Source organism: Polaromonas sp., assembly GCF_036676035.1.
Taxonomy (GTDB): Bacteria; Pseudomonadota; Gammaproteobacteria; order Burkholderiales; family Burkholderiaceae_C; genus Polaromonas.
In genome coordinates this window covers 26,112-44,310 of the sequence record NZ_JAKFDR010000062.1, presented here as the reverse complement: position 1 = coordinate 44,310, position 18,199 = coordinate 26,112, and the positions used below count along the sequence as shown (strand labels likewise).

15 protein-coding genes are annotated in these 18,199 nt (G+C 62.7%); 1 reads left to right on the top strand and 14 read right to left on the bottom strand.

Going from position 1 to position 18,199, the window contains the following annotated elements:
- The 13 genes from V6M61_RS10540 to V6M61_RS10480 form a co-directional block, all read right to left on the bottom strand.
- Window positions 1-1,243: amidohydrolase family protein (locus V6M61_RS10540; protein WP_332776527.1), on the bottom strand; the 1,243-nt coding region annotated here is incomplete at its 3' end.
- Window positions 1,244-2,167, bottom strand: a complete 924-nt coding sequence (locus V6M61_RS10535; RefSeq protein ID WP_332776526.1) for an ABC transporter permease — start codon at window positions 2,165-2,167, stop codon at window positions 1,244-1,246.
- The gene (locus V6M61_RS10530; protein WP_332776525.1) at window positions 2,164-3,225 is read right to left on the bottom strand and encodes an ABC transporter permease; all 1,062 of its coding nucleotides are present in this window, start codon (window positions 3,223-3,225) and stop codon (window positions 2,164-2,166) included. Before V6M61_RS10530 ends, V6M61_RS10535 begins: the two co-directional genes overlap by 4 nt.
- Window positions 3,222-4,868: an ABC transporter ATP-binding protein gene (locus V6M61_RS10525; RefSeq protein WP_332776524.1), complete on the bottom strand. Its 1,647-nt coding sequence runs from the start codon at window positions 4,866-4,868 to the stop codon at window positions 3,222-3,224. The genes V6M61_RS10530 and V6M61_RS10525 overlap by 4 nt, the downstream gene beginning before the upstream one ends.
- A 60-nt stretch (window positions 4,869-4,928) precedes the next feature.
- A complete protein-coding gene (locus V6M61_RS10520) occupies window positions 4,929-5,924 on the bottom strand; it encodes a BMP family protein (protein ID WP_442957762.1) in 996 nt (331 codons plus the stop codon).
- A gap of 100 nt (window positions 5,925-6,024) precedes the next feature.
- Entirely contained in the window at window positions 6,025-7,281 is a 1,257-nt protein-coding gene (locus V6M61_RS10515; protein ID WP_332776522.1) for a Zn-dependent hydrolase, read from the bottom strand.
- Window positions 7,282-7,312: 31 nt separating this feature from the next.
- Window positions 7,313-8,755 (bottom strand): dihydropyrimidinase, encoded by a 1,443-nt coding sequence (gene hydA, locus V6M61_RS10510; protein ID WP_332776521.1) that lies wholly within the window; start codon window positions 8,753-8,755, stop codon window positions 7,313-7,315.
- Window positions 8,756-8,794: 39 nt separating this feature from the next.
- Window positions 8,795-10,108 carry an NAD-dependent dihydropyrimidine dehydrogenase subunit PreA gene (gene preA / locus V6M61_RS10505; protein ID WP_332776520.1) on the bottom strand — a complete coding sequence of 438 codons (1,314 nt, stop codon included), beginning with the start codon at window positions 10,106-10,108 and terminating at the stop codon, window positions 8,795-8,797.
- 80 nt (window positions 10,109-10,188) lie between these two features.
- Entirely contained in the window at window positions 10,189-11,565 is a 1,377-nt protein-coding gene (locus tag V6M61_RS10500) for an NAD(P)-dependent oxidoreductase (protein WP_332776519.1), read from the bottom strand.
- Window positions 11,566-11,725: 160 nt separating this feature from the next.
- Window positions 11,726-12,622, bottom strand: coding sequence for an NAD(P)-dependent oxidoreductase (locus tag V6M61_RS10495; protein WP_332776518.1), 897 nt, complete (start codon window positions 12,620-12,622; stop codon window positions 11,726-11,728).
- 58 nt (window positions 12,623-12,680) lie between these two features.
- The gene (locus V6M61_RS10490; RefSeq protein WP_332776517.1) at window positions 12,681-14,039 is read right to left on the bottom strand and encodes an NAD(P)H-dependent oxidoreductase; all 1,359 of its coding nucleotides are present in this window, start codon (window positions 14,037-14,039) and stop codon (window positions 12,681-12,683) included.
- Window positions 14,040-14,142: 103 nt separating this feature from the next.
- Window positions 14,143-15,024: a phytanoyl-CoA dioxygenase family protein gene (locus tag V6M61_RS10485; RefSeq protein ID WP_332776516.1), complete on the bottom strand. Its 882-nt coding sequence runs from the start codon at window positions 15,022-15,024 to the stop codon at window positions 14,143-14,145.
- Entirely contained in the window at window positions 15,021-15,707 is a 687-nt protein-coding gene (locus V6M61_RS10480; protein ID WP_332776515.1) for a GntR family transcriptional regulator, read from the bottom strand. Before V6M61_RS10480 ends, V6M61_RS10485 begins: the two co-directional genes overlap by 4 nt.
- Window positions 15,708-16,004: 297 nt before the next feature.
- Here V6M61_RS10480 and V6M61_RS10475 point away from each other — a divergent pair, with 297 nt between their 5' ends.
- Window positions 16,005-16,892, top strand: a complete 888-nt coding sequence (locus V6M61_RS10475; RefSeq protein ID WP_332776514.1) for an alpha/beta hydrolase — start codon at window positions 16,005-16,007, stop codon at window positions 16,890-16,892.
- A 274-nt stretch (window positions 16,893-17,166) separates the two neighbouring features.
- Here V6M61_RS10475 and V6M61_RS10470 read toward each other — a convergent pair whose 3' ends face one another.
- Window positions 17,167-18,144: a GMP reductase gene (locus tag V6M61_RS10470; protein WP_332776513.1), complete on the bottom strand. Its 978-nt coding sequence runs from the start codon at window positions 18,142-18,144 to the stop codon at window positions 17,167-17,169.
- Window positions 18,145-18,199 lie beyond the last annotated feature (55 nt).

The window sequence follows — 18,199 nt, the reverse complement described above, 5'->3', positions numbered from 1 at the left end:
GCAGCAGGCTGGTGGCCGCCGGCGATTCGGCCAGCAGTTGACCCCGCCTGAACACCTTCAGGCGCGTGGCGCGCAGGCGGATGGCTTCAATCGGGTCGCGCGCCTGCAGCAGCACAAAGTCGGCATGGCAGCCGCTCTCCAGTCCATAGCCCTGCAAACCCAGAATGCGTGCCGGGTTGCGGGTAATCGCTTCAAAGCACTGGCGCATGGCGGCCTGGCTGGTCATTTGGGCCACATGCAAGCCCATGTGGGCGACTTCGAGCATGTCGCCGCTGCCCAGGCTATACCACGGGTCCATCACACAGTCATGGCCAAAGGCGACGTTGATGCCCTGCGCCAGCAGCTCGGGCACGCGTGTCATGCCGCGGCGCTTGGGGTAGCTGTCGTGCCGGCCTTGCAAGGTGATGTTGATGAGCGGGTTGGCCACCACGTGCAACTGCGCCTCGGCCATGAGCGGCAGCAGCTTGCTCACATAGTAGTTGTCCATGCTGTGCATGGAGGTTAGGTGCGAGCCGGTCACGCGCCCCTGCAGCCCCAGGCGCTGGGTTTCAAAGGCCAGCGTCTCGACGTGGCGCGAGTGCGGGTCGTCGGATTCGTCGCAGTGCATGTCCACCGGCAAGCCCCGCTCGGCGGCGAGTTCACACAGCAGCTTGATGCTGTGTGCCCCCTGTTCAAAAGTGCGTTCAAAGTGGGGGATGCCGCCGATGACGTCCACGCCCATCGCCAGTGCACGTTTGAGGTTGTCCAGATGCTGCATGGGCCCCAGCGGGCCGCGCAGCACGCCGTCTTGCGGAAACGCCACCAGCTGCAAATCCAGATACGGCGCCACGCGGCGTTTGACCTCCAGCAGTGCTTCGACCGCCAGCAGGCGTGGGTCACACACGTCCACGTGGGTGCGAATCGCCAGCAAGCCCTTGGCGACGGCCCAGTCGCAGTAGGTGAGGGCGCGCTCAATCAGCGCTTCCTGGGTGAGCAAGGGTTTGAGCTCGCCCCACAAGGCAATGCCTTCGAGCAGCGTGCCGGACTGGTTCACGCGCGGCAGGCCGTAGCTCAGCGTGGCGTCCATGTGAAAATGGGCGTCGACAAAAGGCGGGCTGACCAGCAGGCCTTGTGCGTCGATCACTTCATGCGCGGGGGCATCCAGGCCTGCGGTGACCTCTACAATTTTCCCATCGCGCACGGCGATGGACATGTCGACGCGCCCATCGGGCAAGGCTGCGTTTTTGATGAGCAAGTCAAGCATTTAACGTTCGCCTTTGCGATAGGGTTTCATCAGTGCCTGCGGGTAACTGGCTTTGCGGGCGACCAGGATCAGCGCCATGATGGACAGTACGTAGGGCAGCATCAGGTACATCTGGTAGGGCAGCACGGCCGTGCCCGATTGTTGCAGGCGCAGTTGCAAGGCGTCAAAAAATGCAAACAGCAAGGCGCCCAGCAGAGCTTTGCCCGGGCGCCATGAGGCAAATACGACCAGCGCCACGCAGATCCAGCCGCGCCCGTTGACCATGTTGAAAAAGAAGGCGTTGAAGGCCGACAAGGTCAAAAACGATCCCGCTACGCCCATGAGCGCCGAGCCCGCCACAATCGCGCCGGTGCGCACGGCCGCGACCGATACGCCCTGGCCTTCGGCGGCTTGCGGGTTTTCGCCCACCATGCGCACTGCCAGACCGATAGGAGTGCGGTACAGCACGTAGCCGATGAGCGGCACCAGCAGCAGCGCCAGCAGCGTCAGCGGGGTTTGCTGCGCCAGAATCGGCACGCCCAGCCAGTCCATCCCGGCAAACGGAGTGATGGTCGGCGGCGTAGTGACTTTGGGAAAGCTCACGCGGTAGCCGTAATAGCTCAAGGACGTCGCCAGCAGGGTGAGCCCCAAGCCGGCAACATGTTGCGACAGCGCCAGGCCCACGGTCAGGAAGGCGTGCAGCAAGCCAAATGCAGCCCCCGTGAGTGCCGCCACGACCACGCCCAGCCACAGCGGGGCGCCGCCATAAACCGCGAGCCAACCGGTGAAGGCGCCCGCCACCATGATGCCTTCAATGCCCAGATTCAACACGCCGGCCCGCTCGCACAGCAGCACACCGAGCGTGCCCAGAATCAGCGGCGTGGCAATGCGCAGCACCGCGATCCAGAAGGCCTGGTTGGCAAGGATGTCGAAGAGCTCCATCATTTCAGGCGGACTCGGTATTGCGTCAGCAGCGTGGCCACCAGCACGGCAATCAGGGACGTCGCCACGATCACATCGGCGATGTAGGTCGGCACGCCCACGGCGCGGCTCATGCTGTCGGCGCCCACCAGCACGCCGGCCACAAACACGCTGGCGGCCACCACACCCAGCGGGTGCAGGGCGGCGAGCATGGCGATCACAATGCCGGAGTAGCCGTAGCCGGGCGACATGTCCAGCGTGAGGTAACTGGTGCGACCGGCCACCTCAATGGCGCCGGCCAAGCCGGCCAGGGCGCCTGACAACATGGCCACCAGCACCATGGTGCGCGTCACCGGCACGCCGGCAAAGGCAGCGGCGCGCGCGTTGGCGCCTACAGCGCGAATGTCAAAACCCAGCACGGTGTATTTCATCAGCGCCCACAGACCCACGGACAGGGCGCAGGCCCACAGCAGACCGGTGTGCACGCGGGTTTGAGGTATGAGTTTGGAGAGTTCGAGTTCGCCCATCAAGGCCACGCTTTGTGGCCAGCCCATGGCGCTCGGGTCTTTCATGGGGCCATCCAGCATGAGGGACACCAGCAGCAACACAATGAAGTTCAGCAGCAGGGTGGTAACGACTTCATCCACGCCAAGCCTGGCCTTCATGAGCGCCGGGCCGAGCAGCAGCAGTGCGCCCGCCAAAGCGGCGGCGAGCATCATCAGCACAAACAACACATAAGGCGGCAGTGCGAAACCGCTGCCGCCATGCAGCCCGCCCACCGCCACGGCCGCCAGTGCGCCAACATAGAGCTGGCCTTCACCACCAATGTTGAACAAACGCGCCTTGAAAGCGACGGTGGCCGCCAGCCCGGTAAACATCAGCGGAATGGCGCGCGTGAGGGTTTCAGTTAAAGCGAAGACCGATCCAAAGCCCCCTTGCAGCAGCAGGCCGTAGGTTTGTGCCACGGCGGCACCGGCCCACAGCACCAGCAAGGCGCTGACCAGCAGGGTGACCAGCACGGCGGCTATGGGTGCCAGCACCAATGCGAGTGTCGAGCTTTGGGCGCGTTTTTCGAGTCTCATGCTTGATTCGCCCCCACGCTTCTCACTTCGTGTAATACGCTGCCCCCCGAGGGGGCTATTTTTCCTAGGGGCGGCCCGTCGGAAAAATGCGCACTTTTCGCCTCGGACGAACCGACGCCGGCCATCGCCAGACCGACGGCTTCGCGGCTCCAGTGCAGGGCCGGGCGTGCCGGGCTCAGGCTTGCGCCATGCATCACGGCGACACGGTCGCCCAGGGTCAACACCTCATCCAGATCATCGGAAATCACCAACACGGCTGCACCCGCATCGCGCGCAGCAATGAGCTGCTCTTGTACGTAGGCCACGGCGCCAATATCGAGCCCCCAGGTGGGCTGGTGGGCAACGATCAGCCTGGGGGTGGTGTTGTTGCTTGTATTGCTTGTATTGCTGTCAGGGTGCAACAGGGCGCGTCCCAAAATCAGCTTTTGCATGTTGCCACCCGAGAGCGAACGTGCCGGGGCGTGCGCGCCTCCACCACGCACATCAAAGGCCTCCATCACCCGCTGGGCGTAGGCGCGTGCTGCACGGCGGCGCACCCAGGAAAACCGCGAAAAAGCAGGGCTGCGCAAGCGTTCCGAGACGGCGTTTTCCCACACCGGCAAATCGCCGACGACGCCCACGGCATGGCGGTCTTCAGGAATACGCGCTACACCCAGCGCGACCAACCGGGCCGGATGCGCGGGCATGTCTTGACCCATGAACTCCACACGCCCAGAGGTGGCACGCCGTGTGCCGCACAGCAACTCGGCCAACGCCACCTGGCCGTTGCCCGATACCCCGGCAATCGCAACGATCTCCCCTTTGCGCAGGGTCAGTGACACCTGGTTGAGCCGCTCACGTCCAAGCCCGGTGCTCACCTGGTGCAACACACACACCGGCTCGCCCACGGTTTGTGCCGGGCGGCGCTGGGGTGCTTCAATAGCGTGGCCCACCATCCATTGCGCCAGCTGGGCTTGTGTGGTTTGTTGTGCGTCTGATTCGGCCACCAGCTTGCCGCCGCGCAGCACCGCAATACGCTTGGATACGCGCAACACCTCGCCCAGTTTGTGGCTGATGAAGATGATCGACAGCCCCTGCGCCACCATTTGCGCCAACACCCCGAACAGTGCTTCGCTTTCCTGGGGCGTCAGCACGGCGGTGGGCTCGTCCAGAATCAAGATGCGGGCACCGCGGTACAGGGCTTTGAGAATTTCGACGCGCTGGCGTTCGCCTACCGACAGCTTGCCCACGTTCGCGTTGGGATCGACACCCAAGCCAAAGCGCTGCGCCACCGCCATCAATTTGGCGCGTGCCGCGCGGCGGCGCGTAAACGGCTGCCACAAGGGCTCCGAGCCCATCATCACGTTGTCGAGCACGCTCAGGTTGTCAGCCAGCGTGAAATGCTGGTGCACCATGCCAATGCCAGCCGCCAGCGCAGCCTTGGGGTCGCCGGGCTGCAGTGGCTTGCCAAAAACCTCGACGTGACCGGCATCCGCCGTGTAGTGCCCAAACAGAATCGATACCAGGGTGGACTTGCCGGCACCGTTCTCGCCCAGCAGCGCCAACACCTCACCGGCCTTGAGCTGTAGCGAGATATCGTCGTTGGCCACCAAGGCGCCAAAGCGCTTGGTGATGTGGGCGAGTTTCAGAACGGGGTCGGTCATGGGGATCTGTCAAAAAAAGACACCCCGTGGTTGGGGTGTCTTGTGGGCTTGCTCAAGTGATTATTTGGCCGTCGACTTGGGCTGGTTGTCGTCCACCTTGACGCTAAAGCTGCCGTCCAGAATGGCTTTTTCCTTGGCCCGTACTTTGGCCACCACCTCCGTGGGCACTTTTTTCTCGAAAGTGCCCAAAGGCGCCAGCTCGGAGCCCTTGTGTTTCATCATCGAGTAGGGGCCGTAGTCTTCGGCGCTGAACTTGCTCTCCTTGACCAGCTTGATGGCGCGGTCAATGCTGGGCTCCATGTGCCACAGGGCCGAGGCGACCACGGTGTCGGGGTACTGGGCCTGGGTGTTGATCACGTTGCCAATGGCCAGTTTGTTTTTTTCCTTGGCCGCATCGCTCACACCAAAGCGCTCGGCGTACATCACGTCCGCACCCTTGTCGATCATGGCGAAAGCCGCTTCCTTGGCTTTGGGGGGATCAAACCAGCTGTTGATAAAACTCACGCTGAACTCGACTTTGGGGTTGACCTCCTTGGCGCCGGCCATGAAGGCGTTCATCAGGCGGTTGACTTCGGGAATAGGAAAACCACCGACCATGCCGATTTTGTTGCTCTTGGTCACGCCACCGGCCACCATGCCCGAGAGAAAAGCAGGTTCCTGGATGTAGTTGTCAAACACGCTGAGGTTGGGGGCCTGGGGTTTGCCGGATGAACCCAGCAGAAAGGAAACCTTGGGAAAATCTTTGGCCACCTTGCGCGCGGCAGCTTCGACGGCAAAAGCTTCGCCCACGATGAGCGCGTTGCCACCAGTGGCGTACTCGCGCATGACGCGCTCGTAGTCGGCGTTCGAGACGTTTTCGCTGGCCTTGTATTCAATCTCGCCGCGGGCTTCGGCTGCTTTGAGTGCCTTGTGCAAGCGGCTGACCCATTGCTGCTCAAACGGCACGGTGTAAATGGCGGCAACCTTCAGTTTGGCTTGCGCCAACGCCAGGGCGGGCGCCAATGTGGCAAGTGCTGTGGCCAAAACGACCGCATGACGGCGGTTTAAAAGTTTCATCGACATAGCTTCTCCAGGTTAATGACACTATAAAAATAATAGCTGCTCACGCTTGTTTGACGGCGGCTAGAGCCTGTTTTCATTAAGAAAATTAAGCACTTTATGTGCCAGCCCGCTCCAGCATCGCATGCAGCAGCACATTGCAGCCGGCGGTGATGTGCTCGGGCTTGGCGTCTTCAATTTCGTTGTGGCTGATACCGTCCTTGCAGGGAATGAAGATCATGCCGCTGGGCGCCAGTTTGGCCATGTAGACCGCATCGTGCCCGGCGCCGGAGACGGCGGGCATGTTCGAGTAGCCCAGCTTTTTGGCGGCGCGCGCCACGGCGTCAACGCAATCGGCATGGAAGCCCTGCGCCGGGTAGCTGGACACCAGTTCGATCTGGATGTCCAGACCTGAGTCCTGGCTGAGTTGGGCGGCATAAGCCTTGACCTCGTCGGCCATCTGGTCCACCAGCGCATCGGTGCTGTTGCGCAGATCGATGGAAAACTTCACACGGCCCGGGATCACGTTGCGGCTGTTCGGGTGCACATGCACCATGCCCACGGTGCCGCGTCCGTGCGGTTTGTGGCGCAGTGCCGCGGCCACCACTTCCTGCATCAAATGGGTGGCTACCTGCAGGGCATCCTTGCGCAGCGCCATCGGGGTGGGGCCCGCGTGCGCCTCCATGCCGGTCACGGTGCAGTCAAACCAACGGATACCCAGCACACCCTGCACCACGCCAATGGTCTTGTCGTTGTCTTCCAGCACCGGGCCCTGTTCGATGTGGGTCTCGAAGTACGCGCCAATCGGGTGGTCGCCGGGTTCCTGATCACCCACATAGCCAATGCGGGTGAGCTCGTCCTTGACCGACTTGCCTTCAATGTCGCGCGCGGCGTAGGCATGCTCCAGCGTGAAAGCTTTGGCAAACACGCCCGAGCCCATCATCACCGGCACAAAACGCGAGCCTTCTTCGTTGGTCCAGAAGGCCACTTCAATCGGGGCCTCGGTCTGGATGTCGTGATCATTGAGTGTGCGCACCACCTCGATGCCCGCCAGCACGCCGTAGTTGCCGTCGAACTTGCCGCCAGTGGGCTGGGTGTCGATGTGGCTGCCGGTCATGATGGGGGCCAAGCTGTTGTTGCGTCCGGCGCGGCGCATGAAGCCGTTGCCGATCTTGTCGATGGTGACGGTCATGCCGGCCTCTTTGGCCCAGCGGATGACCAGGTCACGCCCCTGTTTGTCGAGGTCGGTGAGGGTCAGGCGGCAGACGCCCCCTTTTTGGGTGGCGCCAATTTTTGCCAGTTCCATCAGCGAGGCCCACAGGCGCTCGCCGTTGATGCGCAGGCCGTCCACGCCGGTCGGGGTTGCTGTGCTCATGGTGTTCTCCGTAAGGTAGGGGGATGGACGTTCAGCGTGCCACGGCGCTGGGGGCCAGGGTTTCGGCGCGTTGCTTGGCGGCCGCGAAGTTCGCACCAAACGCCGGGCGTTTGATGTAGCGCCCCGCACCCTGTCTGGCCCGCAGCTCGCCCCGTACATAGACCAGCTCGCCCCGGCTCACGGTGTGGCTGGGAATGCCGCGCACAGTGCGGCCTTCAAAGATGTTGAAGTCGCCCTTGCTGTGCTGGGTCTTGGCGGACAAGGTCTTGCTGCCTTGCGGGTCCCACACCACCAGGTCGGCATCGGCTCCCACGGACACACTGCCTTTTTGCGGGTAGATGTTGAACAGTTTGGCGGTGTTGGCGGAGGTGATGGCTACAAACTCGCTGGGGGTCAGGCGCCCGCTGTTGACGCCGGCGTCCCAGATGACGGCCAGGCGTTCCTCCACGCCGCCGCAGCCATTCGGAATTTTCGAAAAATCGTCTTTGCCAGCCGCCTTTTGCTCCGCGCAGAAGGTGCAATGGTCGGTGGCGGTGGTGTGCAGGTTGCCTGACTGCAGGCCGCGCCACAGGAACTCCTGATTTCCTTTGGGCCGAAACGGGGGGCTCATCACGTGTGCGGCGGCCGTGGCGAAGTCGGGGTGGCGGTAGACGCTGTCGTCCAGCACCAGATGCCCGGCCAGCACCTCGCCATAAACACGTTGGCCGCGGGCGCGGGCACGGGCAATGGCTTCGGCGGCTTCGATACACGACACATGCACCACGTAAATAGGCACGTTGAGCACATCGGCAATCGCAATCGCGCGGTTGGCGGCCTCACCTTCCACCATGGGTGGGCGCGACAAGGGGTGACCTTCCGGCCCCGTGATGCCCATGGCCGCCACTTCTTTTTGCAGCAGGAACACCAGCTCGCCGTTCTCGGCGTGCACCGTGGGCATGGCACCTAACTCGAGTGCACGCTTGAAGCTGTTCACCAGTGTTTCGTCGTCGCACATGATGGCATTTTTGTAGGCCATGAAGTGCTTGAAACTGTTCACGCCCTCTTGCTGAACCAGGGTGCCCATGTCGCGTTTAACGGTTTCGTCCCACCAGGTAACGGCGACGTGAAAGCCGTAGTCGGCCGCCGACTTCTCAGCCCAGCCGCGCCAGGTGTGGTAGGCCTCCAGCAGTGATTGCTGCGGATTGGGAATGACGAAATCAATGATGGACGTGGTGCCGCCAGCCAGCCCGGCTGCCGTGCCGGTGAAGAAGTCGTCCATGGTCACCGTGCCCATGAAGGGCAGCTGCATGTGCGTGTGCGGGTCGATGCCGCCGGGCATCACGTATTGGCCGCCGGCGTCCAGCACCTGCGCGCCGCTGGGGGCCTGCAGGTTCTCACCCACGCCGACAATGCGGCCATCCTGACACAACACATCAGCACGGAAAGCGCGATCGGCGTTGACCACCGTACCGCCACGAATCAACAGGGTTGCCATGATTTTTCCTCAGGAATAGGAGGGACAAGGGGGAAGATACTACGCCGTTGCCGCGCTGCGCATCGGGTTGTTGGGATGACTGGTCCAGTCGGCGTGGGTGGCGCTGACGGTTTTGCCGGTGCGCAGGTCTTGCTCGCCGGGTGTCAGGTCGCGCAGCGTGATGCACTCGGGCACCGGGCACACCGTCACACACAGGTTGCAGCCCACACATTCATCTTCCATCACTTCGAAGTGGCGCTTGCCGTCTTTCGTGGCGGTGATGGCCTGGTGCGAGGTGTCTTCGCAGGCAATGTGGCAGCGCCCGCACTGGATGCAGGCGTCCTGGTTGATCACGGCCTTGGAGATGTGGTTCAGGTTGAGGTAGCGCCAGTCCGACACCGTGGGCACGGCTTTGCCAACAATGTCACTGACCGATTTGAATCCCATCTCGTCCATGTAGTTGGACAGGCCGTCGCTCATCTCCTGCACGATTTTGAAGCCATACACCATCGCCGCAGTACACACCTGCACCGTGCCCGAACCCAGTGCAATAAAGTCCAGCGCATCGCGCCAGTTGCCGATGCCGCCAATGCCTGAAATCGGCAGACCGGCGGTTTGTGGGTCACGTGCAATCTCGGCCACCATGTTCAGCGCAATCGGTTTGACGGCCGGGCCGCAGTAACCACCGTGCGAGCCTTTGCCGCCGGTGGAGGGCGACATGGTCAGCGTCGCCGGGTCCACACCCATGATGGAGTTGATGGTGTTGATCAGCGACACGGCGTCGGCGCCGCCCCGCTTGGCCGCGCGGGCCGGCTGGCGGATGTCGGTGATGTTGGGGGTGAGCTTCACGATCACCGGCATTTTTGAGTATTGCTTGCACCAGGCGGTGACCATCTCGATGTACTCCGGCACCTGGCCCACTGCCGCACCCATGCCGCGCTCACTCATGCCGTGCGGGCAGCCGAAGTTGAGCTCAATGCCGTCGGCACCGGTGTCTTCCACACGCGGCAGGATGGCCTTCCAGGAGGCTTCCACGCACGGCACCATCAGCGACACCACCATGGCGCGGTCGGGCCATTCGCGCTTGACCTGGGTAATCTCTTTGAGGTTCAACTCCAGGTCGCGGTCGGTGATGAGTTCGATGTTGTTGAAACCCATCAAGCGGCGGTCGGGCGTGAGCAGTGCACCGTAGCGCGGGCCGTTGACGTTGACCACCGGGGGCCCGGCTTCGCCCAGCGTTTTCCAGACCACACCGCCCCAGCCCGCTTCGAAGGCGCGGATGACGTTGTAGGCTTTGTCGGTGGGCGGCGCCGAGGCCAGCCAGAATGGGTTGGGGCTGTGGATGCCTGCAAAATGGGTGTGCAGATTGGCCATGGTGAACTCCGAGTTTTGAGGTGTTGGGTCTTTGGGGGGCTTGTCATTGCGGGCCTGACCCGCAATCCATGGATCCCGGATCAAGTCCGGGATGACAATGAGGGGGCCGTGATATAGGCGTGGATGGCCCGTGCCGATTGTTTGCCGTGTTCCACGGCCTCCACGGTCAGATCCAGCCCGCCCGCGCGGCAGTCGCCTCCGGCCCACACGTTTTTCAAATTGGTCAGGCCCGCAGCGTCAGTGGCTATGCGCCCACCTTCTAATTTGAGGCCCGCTTGTGCCAGCAACGGGTTGCCAAGTTGTTGGCCGATGGCCTTGAGCACCATGTCGGCTTCCAACACCTCCGTCTCGCCGGTAGGCACGAGTTTGCCGTCCACCAGCGCCTGGCGCGCAAAGCGCACCGCGCCGACATGGCCGCTGTTGCTGTGATGGCCCAGGATTTCAACCGGTGCCAGCCAGTGGTGCAGGGTCACGCCGTTGGTTTGCGCCCATTCCTGTTCGGCAGTCGACGCCGACAGGGTCTCAGGCCCGCGCCGGTACACCATATGTACGTTTTCAGCACCCAGCAGGCGGGACTGCACGGCGGCGTCTACCGCCGTCATGCCGCCGCCAATCACCACGACGCGTCGCCCGATGGGCAGGGTGGACAAGTCCTCTGTCTGGCGCAGTGTGGCGATGAAGTCCACGGCATCCTGCACGCCCCCTAGCGTTTCACCGGGCACACCAAGCAGGTGCGTGGTGGACAAGCCCATTCCCAAAAAGAGGGCGTCATGGCTTGTGCGCAAGGTGTCGAGTTGCTCAGCGCGTTCCAGCTTCCAGCCGGAGCGAATCTCGATGCCACCGATGTCCAGCAGCCACTGCACCTCGCGCTGGGCAAAGTTGTCCGGTGTTTTGTAGCTGGCCAGGCCGTATTCATTGAGGCCACCGGCTTTGGGGCGGGCGTCGAACACCACCACATCGTGACCCAGGCGTGCCAGTGTGTGGGCGCAGGCCAGGCCGGCCGGGCCTGCGCCCACGACCGCCACCTTTTTGCCGGTGCTGGCTGCGCGCGTGAAGAGCTGCGGCTGGGCGCTCTCCATCAGCGCGTCCACGGCGTGGCGCTGCAGGCGGCCAATGGCCACGGGCTGGCCCTCTTGCGTATTGCGCACGCACACCTGCTCGCACAGGTTTTCGGTCGGGCACACCCGCGCGCACATGCCGCCCAGCGGGTTGGACTCGAGAATGGTGCGGGCTGATCCCCGCAGGTTGCCGTCCGCAATACGCTTGATGAAAGAGGGCACATCAATGCTGGTGGGGCAGGCCGTGGTGCAGGGTGCGTCATAGCAGTAAAGACAGCGCTCGGCTTCCAGCATGGCTTGCGCCTGGGTCATGCGTGGGGTGGCATCGGCAAAGCGCTGGGCGTATTCGTTGGCGTTCAGACGGCCGGAGCGAACATCGGGCGAGGATGAGATAGACACGCTGGCAACTCCTGTAGTGGTGATCTGAAAACAAGCTGCAATCCAAAAAATTGACCGTTTGGTCAGTTTTGTGAAGTGATGCTAGCAATCCATGTGCCACAACGTACACAGGGTTTGCCCGAATGGGCGGCTAACTAGCTCAGGTGCCGGCAGCAGAGATTCAGTTCATGCCGTTGCGGCTGGCCAGCTCGACAAACAGGCCGGAGTGGTCCAGATCGCTCAGGCCGTGCTCGATGCCGTCCGCGTAGAGCTGCTCAAACAGCGCGGTCACCGGGGCGTCAAAACCGATTTCCTGCGCGGTGGCCAGGGCGTTGCGCATGTCCTTGAGCTGTATGGCCATGCGGCCGCGCGGCGCGAAGTCCCGCTCCACCATGCGCTGGCCGTGCACCTGCAAAATGCGGCTGTCGGCGAAACCACCGGTAATCGCTTCCTTGACCTTGGCCATGTCGGCGCCGCCCTTGACGGCAAACAGCAAGGCCTCGGCCACCGCGCCAATCGTGATGCCGACAATCATCTGGTTGGCCAGCTTGGTGAGCTGGCCCGCGCCATGGGGGCCCACGTGGGTCGCGCGCCCGAACACCTGGAACAGGGGCAGGGCGCGTTCAAACTCGGCCGCTTTGCCGCCCGCCATGATGACCAAAGTGCCCTGCTCGGCGCCGCCGGTACCGCCCGAGACCGGGGCATCGAGGTGCGCGATGCCCAAGGCGCCCAGGCGCGCGGCGTGGTCCCGCGCTTCCCTGGGCTTGATCGACGCCATGTCAATGAAGAGCGCGCCCGGCTTCATCGCAGCGGCGACGCCTTGCGCGAACAGCACGTCTTCCACCACGGCGCCGTTTTCCAGCATGCTGACAACGATGTCCGCATCAACGACCGCCGCGCTGGCCTGCCCATGAACCACCGCGCCCAGCGCGGCCAGTGAATCGGTTTTACCCGGCGTGCGGTTCCACACCTGCAACGCGTGCCCGGCTTCACACAGACGCCTGGCCATGGGAAGCCCCATGCTGCCCGTGCCTAAAAAGGCGATTTTGGGGGTGTACTTGTCACTTGCAATGGTCATTTGAGTTTCCGGTGGATGGCGCTGCGGCCATCATGCGGCACGCAGCGCGAGAATGCTGTCAGGCAGCTTTCTTCATGGCCGGCGAGAACATGGTTTCCATCTCACGGCGCACCTTGTAGGCCGGGGTGGAGGTGTCCATGGCCACATCGGCCCAGCTCAGGCTCTGGCCTTTCTTGACCGCACGCACGACCTTGACCTGGTGCGCCAGGCCCAGCGGCAGGCCGCCCATTTGCAGCGATGTGTCGGCCGGCAGCAGCTTGCCCCAGACCGTGTAGCCGCCTTCGCCGTCCAGCATGTCGCCGGGTTTGAGATCGCGCTTGGCGGTGGCCACCACGTCGGCGCCCCAAGTGGTCGCCACCCCCGTCGGTTCGCCGCGCAGCGCGACGCTGGCGACGGACACACCGACCTCCAGCCCGATCAGGTGCCAGCGCTTGTACAGCGTGAAATAGCGCCCGCTCGGATCGGTGTGTGCGTTGTACTCTTCAAAGCAGTTTTTGATGTAGTCGGTCTCGGCTTCGACCGTGACCCAGACCCCCATGCGAATGTCGTAGGGAATCTTGCGGCCATTGGCTTCCAGCGAGGAGATGACTTCGACCATGCCCTTGCGCTCCAGCACGCCGCCCTCTTGAACAGGTCGCGTCACAAAGGGAATGTCTTCCACGCTGGCGGGCGGGTAGAGCAGACCGTTGCTGGGCACGGTCAGCCCGGTGGCGTTGGCCACGGCGGTGCATTCGATGGAGGGCTTGGAGCCATCGAGAAAGCTGTTGAACATTTTCGGGTTCAGCCCGCCGCGCAGGGCTTGCTCGGGCGTGAGGCCATAGTTGCCCCAAACGGTGTCGGGCGTGGATTCGCAAAAATGCGGCAGCCATTTGTGGCCGCGGCCCGCCGCCACCACCGGAAAGCCGCAGGTGCGCGCCCAGTCCACCAGGTCGCAGATCAAGGCCGGCTGGTCGCCGAAGGCCAGCGAATAAACCACACCCGCCTGGGCCGCCTTGCGCGCCAGCAGCGGGCCGCAAAAGGCGTCGGCTTCCACCGTGACATTGACCACATGCTTGCCATGCGCAAAGGCTTGCAGGCAGTGCTCCACCGCAGCCACCGGGTTGCCGGTGCATTCCACAATGATGTCGATCTGCGGGTGCGTGACCACCGCCTGCCAGTCGTCGGTGATCCAGGTTGCTCCTGTTTTGATAGCTGCTTGCGCAGATTCTGCCTGGGCTAGCTCCGGTTTCCAACCCACACGGTCGAGGTTACTGCGGGCCGCGTCGGGCGACAGGTCGGCAATCGCCACCAGGTGCACGCCCGGTGTTCTTGGAATCTGCGCCAGGTACATGGAGCCGAATTTGCCGGCGCCTATCAGGCCGATGCGGATGGGCTTGTTATCAAAGGCGCGCTGCTGGAGTTTGGTGTAGAGGTTCATGGCTTGTCATTCCGGGCTTGACCCGGAATCCATGTCCGGGCGAGGCATTAACTTGCGTGGCATGGATGCCGGATCAAGTCCGGCATGACACCTTTCTCTTTCGTTATGCAGCTTTCTTCATCTCGTCAAACGGCACGGACGAGGTCTGCAGCGCCGTGGCCGGCACGCCGTCTTTCCAGGGCAGGTCCACCGGATAGTCCTTGAGCAGGCAGTCGTCCGGCAGGCAGGTGATGGGTGTGAAGTCGCGGTGCGCGATGTACTCGGGGCGTTTGTGGCGGCGGATGTGGTTGCTGACCGCGCACAGGCTCAGGTAGACGCTGACGCGGTTGAACGGCGACAGGTTGCTGCCCGAGGCATGGACCAGGCAGGAGTGGAACAAAATCATCGAGCCGGCCGGGCCTTTGGGGCTGACGATGCCGCCCTGTTGACCCCCGGCGCGCTGCACCAGCTGGCGGATCAAATTGTTGTCCACGGTCCACAGCGGGTAGCTGGTGGTGGTGAGGTCATGTTTGGCATCAACCACGCCCTTCTTGTGGCTGCCGGGAATGAACATCAGCGGGCCGTTGTGCTCGGTCACATCGTCCAGAAAAATCGCCACATTCATCGCGCGTTCGGTCGGCATCAGGTCGTCGTTCAGCCAGGTGCCGTAGTCCTGGTGCCACTGCCAGACGTCGCCTTCAAACGCCATCTTGCCGTTGATCTTGAACTGGTGCATGTAGAGCTCTTCGCCCAGCAGGTCCTGCACCGGTTCGATCATGCGCGGATGCCGGCCCAGTTTGGCAAAGGGCGCGCTGTACAGGTGCGCGGCGAAGTTGGTGCGCACCGCGTCCTTGCCTTTTTCGCGCACGTTGTAGTCCTCGCGCCGGCTGTAGAGCTCGGGCACGGCATCGTTGAGCGTCTGCGTTTCTTCCGGTGTGAACAGGCTTGGGAAAAACAGGTAGCCGTCGCGGTCAAATTGGGCTAATTTGGAGGGAGTCAGTTTCATCGTTTGTCTCCATGGGCTTGGGTGTTCAGGGCGCTGGACAGCAGGCTCGCCAAATTGCGGGCGGCGTCTTCATCGTGCTGGCGGATCAGGGTTTCGGCCCTGTCTTCATCGCCGGCGCTGATGGCCTTGGCAATGGCCTCATGTTCATCCCAGATGGACTCGCGCATGGTCGACACCTGCAGCACCGCCCCCATGGCGCGGCGGATGTGGCGCCAGTGCAACTGCGCGCTCTGGGCAATCAGCGGGTTGCCCGATGCGGCATAAATGGCCGCATGAAACTGCGCGTCGGCCGCCATCATGGCCTTGATCTTGTTGCTGCGCGCAGCCAGCCGCCCCTGGCTGATCAGCTTGGGGTCCATTGGGTAGCGGGCACGCGCAGCCAGCCGGGCGGCCAGCGCATCGAGCGCGCTGCGCACCTGGTAGATCTGCACCAGCCAGGCCACGTCCAGCGGCGCCACCAGCACACCGCGGCCGGGCGCGTCCAGCACAAAGCCGTCTTTTTTCAGCAGCCGCAAGGCCTGCAGCACCGGCTGGCGCGACACCGCCAACTGCTCGGCAATATCTTCCTGCATGATGCGGGCGCCCGGCGCCAGGGAGCCGTCGCTGATCGCGTCCAGCAAGCTGCGGTAGACCTGGTCCACCAGGTCCGGTGCGGATTCGATTTTGACGAGTTGGGAGGCCATGATGTGTACTCTGTATACAGAATACATGAAATCATCAATGTGACTCTGTGGGTTTACCCGAGGTTCTGGCGCAGGCGCCTGACTGTGCCAAGATGGCAGCCGTTTGACGTTAAGGGCTCTTTCAGAAATAACTTGCACATTTGTCTCGTCAGATTCGGGCGCACTGCGTTGTTGCGAATCGCTTGTGTGGCTGGGCCACACGGCGCGCTTCACGCCTAGCATTGCATCCCGAATCTGACGGCCAAATGCACAACTTATTCCAGAACGAACCCTAATTTGATATTTTCAGGAGCAAGCATGACCCGACCCGATCCCGCCTGGCTGGACCGCATGTACAACAACCGCGCGCTGGTACCTGACCATGAGGCGCATTTTTCGCGCTGGGCCGAGCAGTCGCAAAGCGCGCGTCAATGGACGCCGTGCCAGCTCGACGTGCCCTATGGCCTGAACCCCGGTGAAACGCTCGATGTGTTTCCGGCAACTGCGCCTGCCGCAGGCGGCGCCAGCCCCCAGGCCGCGGCACCAGTGCTGGTGTTCATCCACGGCGGTTACTGGCGCTCACTCGACAAGTCGGACCACTCCTTTCTGGCGCCGGCGTTCAGCAAGGCCGGTGCCTGCGTCGTGGTTCCCAATTACGCCTTGTGTCCCGCCGTGACGATTCCGCAGATCACGCTGCAGATGGTCAGGGCATTGGCATGGACCTGGCGCCACATTGCCCGGTACGGCGGCGACCCGGCGCGCATCACCGTGGCGGGCCACTCGGCCGGCGGGCATCTGGCGGCCATGCTGCTGAGCTGCGTGTGGCAGGCCTATGCGCAGGACCTGCCGGCCGACCTCGTCAAAAACGCGCTGTCGATTTCAGGGCTTTATGACCTGGAGCCGATGCGGCACACGCCATTTTTAAAAGACTCGCTGCGTCTGACGCCCGAGCAGGTCCGCCAGGCCAGCCCGGCAGGGTTGCCACGTCCCAGCCAGGGCCTGTTGTACAGCGTGGTGGGTGCCGATGAAAGTGCGGAGTTTTTACGGCAAAACCTGTTGATCCAGCAGGCCTGGGGCTCGCAGACGGTGCCTGTTTGCGAGGCCCATCTGCGTCTGAACCACTTCAGCATACTGCAGGCCCTGATCGAGCCCGGCCACCGCCTGCACGGGCTGGCGCTGGAGTTGCTGGGCAGCACAACTGCTTGAGCCGCGACGAGGGCCTGTTAACGCTATTTTTGCAAGATGCGTTGCGAGTCAAAAAGGCCATGAGCAAGGCGCAAAACGCCGTCGGGGTAGGCCCCGACAAGGCTTTGCAACGCGGCGCAGGGCCTTTTTGATCGCAACCCGAAGGGAACGGGGTGAAAACAGCGCCACTCGGCGTTGCACTCCTAGCCCAGACGCCCAGTCTGGGCGTCGTCGCGCGCCTTGATTGGCGCTGTTTTCACCCCGTTCGCATTTGCAAAAATAGCGTTAACAGGCCCTACATCAGGAGATGTTCGCCGGCGTTGTCGCCGCCCAGAATCACATAGTTGACCTTGCGGATGTCCATCAGTGTTTTGCCGCCGGCATAACTGATGGCGCTTTGCACGTCTTCTTCCATCTCGCGCAGCGTGTCTTTCAGGTTGCCCTTGACGGGCTCCAGAATGCGCTTGCCTTCGACGTGTTTGTACTCGCCCTTGTTGAAGTCCGAGGCGCTGCCGTAGTATTCCTTGAACAGCTTGCCATCGACTTCCACGGTTTTGCCCGGGCTTTCTTCCAGGCCGGCCAGCATGGAGCCAATCATCACCATGGTGGCGCCGAAGCGGATGGACTTGGCAATGTCGCCGTGCTCGCGAATGCCGCCATCGGCAATGATGGGTTTGGTCGCCACGCGGGCGCACCACTTGAGGGCCGACAGCTGCCAGCCGCCGGTGCCAAAGCCGGTTTTCATTTTGGTGATGCACACCTTGCCGGGGCCAATGCCTACCTTGGTCGCATCGGCGCCCCAGTTTTCCAGGTCAATGATGGCCTCGGGCGTGCCCACGTTGCCCGCGATGATGAAGGACTTGGGCAGCTTGTCCTTCAGGTAGCCAATCATGTTCTTGACGGTGTCGGCGTGGCCATGGGCCACGTCGATCGTGATGTAGTCGGGGGCCAGGCCGGCGGCCACCAGCTGGTCCACCGTGTCGTAGTCGGGTTTTTTGACGCCCAGCGAGATCGACGCGTAAACGCCTTTGGCCTTCATGCTCTTGACGAACTGCAGGTTGTCGAGGTCAAAGCGGTGCATCACGTAGAAGTAGCCGTTTTGCGCCATCCAGGTGCAAATCTCCTCGTCGACCACCGTTTTCATGTTGGCCGGCACCACCGGGATGCGGAAGGTGCGCCCGCCCAGTTCCACGCCCGCGTCGCATTCAGACCGGCTTTCCACGCGGCATTTGCGCGGCAAAAGCAAGATGTTGTCGTAATCGAAAATTTCCATGATTCCCAAGCCTTTAGAAAAACTGTTGATGAACAGAAGGCACTTGGACTGGACC

Coding starts and splice junctions, on each gene's coding strand:
- V6M61_RS10520 (WP_442957762.1), bottom strand. CDS start 5,924: ATGAAACTTTTAAACCGCCGTCATGCGGTCGTTTTGGCCACAGCACTT.
- V6M61_RS10480 (WP_332776515.1), bottom strand. CDS start 15,707: ATGGCCTCCCAACTCGTCAAAATCGAATCCGCACCGGACCTGGTGGAC.
- hydA (WP_332776521.1), bottom strand. CDS start 8,755: ATGGCAACCCTGTTGATTCGTGGCGGTACGGTGGTCAACGCCGATCGC.
- V6M61_RS10515 (WP_332776522.1), bottom strand. CDS start 7,281: ATGAGCACAGCAACCCCGACCGGCGTGGACGGCCTGCGCATCAACGGC.
- V6M61_RS10530 (WP_332776525.1), bottom strand. CDS start 3,225: ATGAGACTCGAAAAACGCGCCCAAAGCTCGACACTCGCATTGGTGCTG.
- V6M61_RS10535 (WP_332776526.1), bottom strand. CDS start 2,167: ATGATGGAGCTCTTCGACATCCTTGCCAACCAGGCCTTCTGGATCGCG.
- V6M61_RS10470 (WP_332776513.1), bottom strand. CDS start 18,144: ATGGAAATTTTCGATTACGACAACATCTTGCTTTTGCCGCGCAAATGC.
- V6M61_RS10490 (WP_332776517.1), bottom strand. CDS start 14,039: ATGAACCTCTACACCAAACTCCAGCAGCGCGCCTTTGATAACAAGCCC.
- V6M61_RS10485 (WP_332776516.1), bottom strand. CDS start 15,024: ATGAAACTGACTCCCTCCAAATTAGCCCAATTTGACCGCGACGGCTAC.
- preA (WP_332776520.1), bottom strand. CDS start 10,108: ATGGCCAATCTGCACACCCATTTTGCAGGCATCCACAGCCCCAACCCA.
- V6M61_RS10525 (WP_332776524.1), bottom strand. CDS start 4,868: ATGACCGACCCCGTTCTGAAACTCGCCCACATCACCAAGCGCTTTGGC.
- V6M61_RS10495 (WP_332776518.1), bottom strand. CDS start 12,622: ATGACCATTGCAAGTGACAAGTACACCCCCAAAATCGCCTTTTTAGGC.
- V6M61_RS10475 (WP_332776514.1), top strand. CDS start 16,005: ATGACCCGACCCGATCCCGCCTGGCTGGACCGCATGTACAACAACCGC.